The following is a 5172-nucleotide window of genomic DNA, read 5'->3' as shown; positions in this document are numbered from 1 at the left end:
TACGTCACTGGCGCGGTCGCGGTCGACGAGCTGCGCGGCTGGCTGCGCGAAGCACTGCCGGACTTCATGGTGCCGGCGCAGTTGCTGGTGCTGGCGGCCATGCCGCTGTCGGCCAACGGCAAGCTGGATCGCAAGGCCCTGCCGGAGCCCAGCTGGCAACCGCGGGTACATCAGCCACCGCGTACCGAATTGGAAGCCCGCCTGGTGGCGATCTGGGAAGAGGTCTTCGCCAGCGCGCCCATTGGCATCACCGACGATTTCTTCGAATTGGGCGGGCACTCCCTGCTACTGACCCGGATCGGCCTGGCCATCCGCGAGCGCCTGGGGGTCGAGCTGCCGTTCCAGCGGTTGTTCGAGGCCACCACCATCGAGCGTCTCGCCCTTGAACTGAGTACCGAATCCGACAGCGCGGCCCGCGACGAGCTGGCCCTGATGGATGACCTGCTGGACGAGCTGGAGAACCTGCAATGACCGATCTACCCACGCCAGCTGAGCAACTGCGTGCTATTGCCGAGCGGCTCGCGGCGCTGCCCGAGGCGCGCCAACTCGATTTCCTGCGCCAGTTACGGCAGAAGGGCGTGCGTCTGGAGCGGCTGCCCATCGTGCGCCAGGCGGCGACCCGCGCGCCGCTGTCGGCCGCCCAGCGCCGGCTCTGGTTCCTGTGGCAGCTCGATCCCCAGAGCCCGGCCTACAACTTGCCTAGCGCCCTGCGCCTGCGCGGCCGCCTGGATAGCGTCGCGCTCGCCCGCACCTTCGCCGCCCTGGAGCGCCAGCACCCCAGCCTGAGGACCCTGTTCGAGACGGACGGCAACCAGGTCTGGCAGCGCATCCGGCCACCGGCGGAAGTAGCCATCCACAAGGTGCCGCTGGTGGCCGCGGAAGGCGCGGCGCGAGAGCGCGAAGCCCGCGAGCAGCTGCTGGCCGCCGCCCTGCAACCCTTCGACTTGGCCCGGGGCCCGCTGTTGCGGGTGAGCCTGGCGCGCCTGGCTGCCGACGACCACCTGTTGCTGATCAACGTGCACCACAGCATCGCCGATGGCTGGTCGCTGGACCTGCTGCAACGGGATTTCGCCACCCTCTATGCGGGCTATGCCATGGGCGCGGAACCGCACTTGGCGACACCGCCCATCGACTACAGCGACCATGCGCGCTGGCAAGCCCTGTGGCTGGCGGCGGGCGAGGGCGAGCGGCAATTGGCCTTCTGGCGCGAGCACCTGGGCGACGACGACCGCCCCCTTGCGCTGCTCACCGATCGACCGCGGCCGCCGCAGCAGAGTTACCGTGGCGCCAGCCGCACACTGACGCTGAGCGCCGCCGAGGTGACGGCGCTGCGCGAACTGGCCCGCAGTGCCGATGCCAGCCTGTTCATGGTGCTGCTGGCCGGCTTCAAGGCGGTGCTGGCGCGTTTCAGCGGCCAGGGCGACATCCGGGTTGGCATCCCGGTGGCCGGGCGTACCCGTAGCGAAACCCGCGAGGTGGTGGGCCTGTTCGTCAACACCCAGGTGCTGCACAGCGACCTGGCGCCGCGGCAGTCCTTCGCCGAATTGCTGGCCGCGCTCCGGCGCAACGTGTTGGCCGCCCAGGATCATCAGGATCTGCCGTTCGAGCAGGTGGTGGACGCGCTGCGCCCAGAGCGAAGCCTGGCGCACAATCCGCTGTTCCAGGTGGCCTACAATCACCTGGCGCGCCAGGCACCGGCCAGCTCCCTGGGCGAGCTACGCCTGGAGCCGCTGCACCTTGAGGGCGAAATCGCCAAGTTCGACCTGCTGCTCACCACCGAGGAGCAGGGCGCGGACGTCCGCCTGGTACTGGCCTATGCCACCGACCTGTTCGAGGCCGCTACCGCCGAGCGCCTGCTGGAGCACTTGCGGCGCCTGCTGGCGGCCGCCTGTCGCACCCCGCAACGGGCGCTCGCCGATCTGGCGGAATTGCCGGCTGCCGAATGGACGCTTCTGCAGGGTTGGAACGCCACCGCCGAGCCGTTGCCCGACTGGACCCTGACCCGGGCCTTCGAGGCCCAGGTCCGACGCACCCCGACGGCCATCGCCGTGGTCGCCGGTGATGCTGCCCTGGATTACGCCACCCTCAACCAGCGGGCCAATCGCCTGGCGCGTCTGCTGCGCGCCCGTGGCGTGGGCCCGGAGGTAGCGGTCGGGGTCGCCCTGGAGCGGACCCCCGAGCTGCTGGTGGCGCTGTTGGCGGTGCTCAAGGCCGGCGGCGCCTATGTCCCGCTGGACCCGGAATTCCCGACCGAGCGCCTGCGCCTGATGCTGGAGGACAGCCAGGCCGCGCTGCTGCTCACCCAGACGACCTTGCTGGCGGAGCTGCCGGCGACGGCGACGCCGACCTGGTGCCTGGATCGCGAAGCCGCCGCGCTGGACGACCAGGCTGATAGCGATCTGGAGTGGGCGCCCCGGGCCGAGGATCTCGCCTACGTCATCTACACCTCCGGCTCCACCGGCACGCCCAAGGGCGTGGCGGTGCGCCATGGCGGACTGGCCAACTTCCTTGCCAGCATGGCCCGGACGCCGGGCCTGGCGGCCAGTGATCGGTTGCTGGGTCTGACCTCGCTGTCCTTCGACATCGCCGGTCTGGAGCTGTACCTGCCGCTGCTGGTGGGCGCGCGAGTGGTGTTGGTCTCGCGGCTCCAGGCCCGCGATCCGGAATTATTGCTGGGCGAGATCCGCCGGCAGGGCGTCAATGTGATCCAGGCAACGCCCTCGACCTGGCGCCTGCTACTCGAACATCCGGATTTCGCTCGCCTCGACGGCTGTCGCCTGCTCTGCGGCGGAGAGGCCCTGACCACCGAGCTCGCTACCCGCCTGGGCCGCCAGGGCACGGCGCTGTGGAATCTCTATGGGCCGACCGAGACCACCATCTGGTCGGCGGCCTGCGCGGTGACCCCGAACGCCCCGCCGAATCTCGGCCAGCCGCTAGCCAACACCAGCCTCTGGGTGTTGGACGCGGCGCTCAATCCGGTGCCCCTGGGCGCTGCTGGCGAACTCTACATCGGTGGTGCCGGCCTGGCTCGCGGCTACCTGGGTCGCCCCGGCCTGACCGCCGAGCGCTTCGTCGCCGATCCCTTCGGCCCGCCCGGCGCCCGTTTGTATCGCACCGGTGATCTGGCGCGCTGGCGTGCGGATGGCCGCCTCGACTACCTGGGGCGACTGGACCAGCAGGTCAAGATTCGCGGTCTGCGCATCGAGCTGGGCGAGATCGAAGCCTGCCTCGGCGCCTTGCCGGGCGTGCGCGAAGCCGCCGTGGTGGTGCGGCGCCAAGGACAGGGCCAGCACCTGGTGGGGTACTGGGTGGATGCGGCGGAAGTCGATGACACCCGCCGCCTGGCAGTCAGGGCGGCCCTCGCCGAGCGCCTGCCGGACTACATGGTGCCCGCGCAACTGGTGGCCCTGGAGCGCCTGCCGCGCACGCCCAACGGCAAGCTTGACCGCAAGGCCCTGCCGGAGCCGGAGTGGCAGACGCGTGCCCTCCGGGTCCCTGCCACTCAAGCGGAAATCGTCCTCGCCGGCATCTGGCAAAGGGTGCTGGGGCTGGCGCAGGTCGGCCTGGACGACAATTTCTTCGAAAGTGGCGGCGATTCCATCGTCTCCATCCAGGTGGTCAGCCAGGCCCGCGAGGCCGGCTGGCAACTGACGCCACGCCAGGTGTTCCAGCACCAGACGCTGGCGGCCCTGGCCGTGGCGGCGCAGCCGCTGGCCCCGGCGCAGGAGCTGCCGGTAGCGGAGCGGGACGAAGACACCTCGGTAGAGTCCGCCGGACTGGACCCGGCGCTGTTCGAACGCGCCGAGCCCCTTAGTCCGTTGCAGCTCGGGCTGCTCTACCAGGCACTGCTGGTGGGCGACGGGACCTACGTCAACCAGCTGCGCCTGGACGTCAAGGGGCTGGACGTGGCGGCTTTCACCGCCGCCTGGCAGGCGGCCCTGGAGCGCCACGCCAGCCTGCGCACGGCCTTCTTCTGGGAAGGGCGCGAGACGCCGCTACAGGCCCAGCGGCGCGAGGTGCGCCTGCCGCTGACCCTGCTCGACTGGCGCGACCGTCCCACCGGCGCCGCGGATCTGGAGCAACTCGCCGCCGACGACCGCCAGCGTGGCTTCGCCCTGGCCGAGGCGCCCTTGTTACGGCTGACCCTGGTGCGCTGCGGCGACGACGCCCATCACCTGATCTATACCAACCACCACCTGCTGCTGGACGGCTGGAGCAATGCCCAACTGCTCGCCGAGGTGCTCGAACAATACGCCGGTGGTCAGCCCGCCGCGCCCCAGGGCCAGGCGGCCTACCGCGCCTGGCGCGCCGGCTATGCGCCCGCCGCCGGGGAAGCCTTCTGGCGCGCGCAACTGGCCGGCCTGCCGGCGCCTACCCGGCTCGCCGCCAGCGCGCCCACGGTGGCGGGCGAGGGCGCTGCCCAACTGCGCCTGGAACTGCCCGCCGCGGCCACCGCAGCCCTGGTGGCCTGCGCCCGTCACCGGCGGGTTACCCTCAACACCCTGCTGCAGGCCGCCTGGACCCTGTTGCTGCAACGTCACACCGGACAGGCGGCGGTCGCCTGCGGTGTGGTGCTGTCCGGCCGGCCGGCCGAGGTACCGGGCATCCAGCGCCAGCTCGGATTGTTCATCAATACCTTGCCGCTGATCGTCAATCCGCCGCCGGTCCAGACCCTTGGCGAGTGGTTACCGGCGCTGCAGGAACTCAACCTGGCGCTACGCGAACACGAGCAGGTGCCCTTGCAGGACATCCAGCGCTGGGCCGGGCAGGGCAGCGATGGGCTATTCGATACCCTGCTGGTATTCGAGAACTATCCGATCGCCGCCGCCCTGGCCCAGGCGCCCGACACCCTGAGCTTCTCCGGGGTGCGTAGCGCCGAACTCAACCATTACCCCCTGACCCTGATGGTCGGCCAGGGGGAAACCCTCCGGCTGAGATTCGACTATCGCCTCAGCCACTTCACTACAGCGCAAGTCGAGGGCTTCGCGCGGCAACTGGACGGCCTGCTGCAACGCCTGCCTGGGCTGGTCGACCAGCCGCTGGGCGAGTTGTGCCTGCTGGATGCCACCGAGTGCCAGGCCCAGGTCGCGGCGCGCAACCAGACCGCCGTAGCCTATCCGCGCACGCCGCTGCTGCCGACGCTGCTGGCCGAGCAGGCGCGGCGCACTCCCG

Annotated in this window: 2 protein-coding genes; both read left to right on the top strand. The window is 70.6% G+C overall.

The genetic code is table 11. The features are described 5' to 3' along the window. The coding region (locus FAZ11_RS24420) for a phosphopantetheine-binding protein (protein WP_137283175.1) at nucleotides 1-471 on the top strand (471 nt) is incomplete at its 5' end. Next, a partial coding sequence (locus FAZ11_RS24415) for a non-ribosomal peptide synthetase (protein WP_137283174.1) occupies nucleotides 468-5172 on the top strand: 4705 nt, incomplete at its 3' end. The genes FAZ11_RS24420 and FAZ11_RS24415, both read left to right, overlap by 4 nt.

It is taken from the genome of Pseudomonas rhizoryzae (assembly GCF_005250615.1).
Classification (GTDB): Bacteria; Pseudomonadota; Gammaproteobacteria; order Pseudomonadales; family Pseudomonadaceae; genus Chryseomonas; species Chryseomonas rhizoryzae.
The sequence above is the reverse complement of the archived record's forward strand: the minus strand, read 5'-3'. Positions and strand labels throughout refer to the sequence as shown.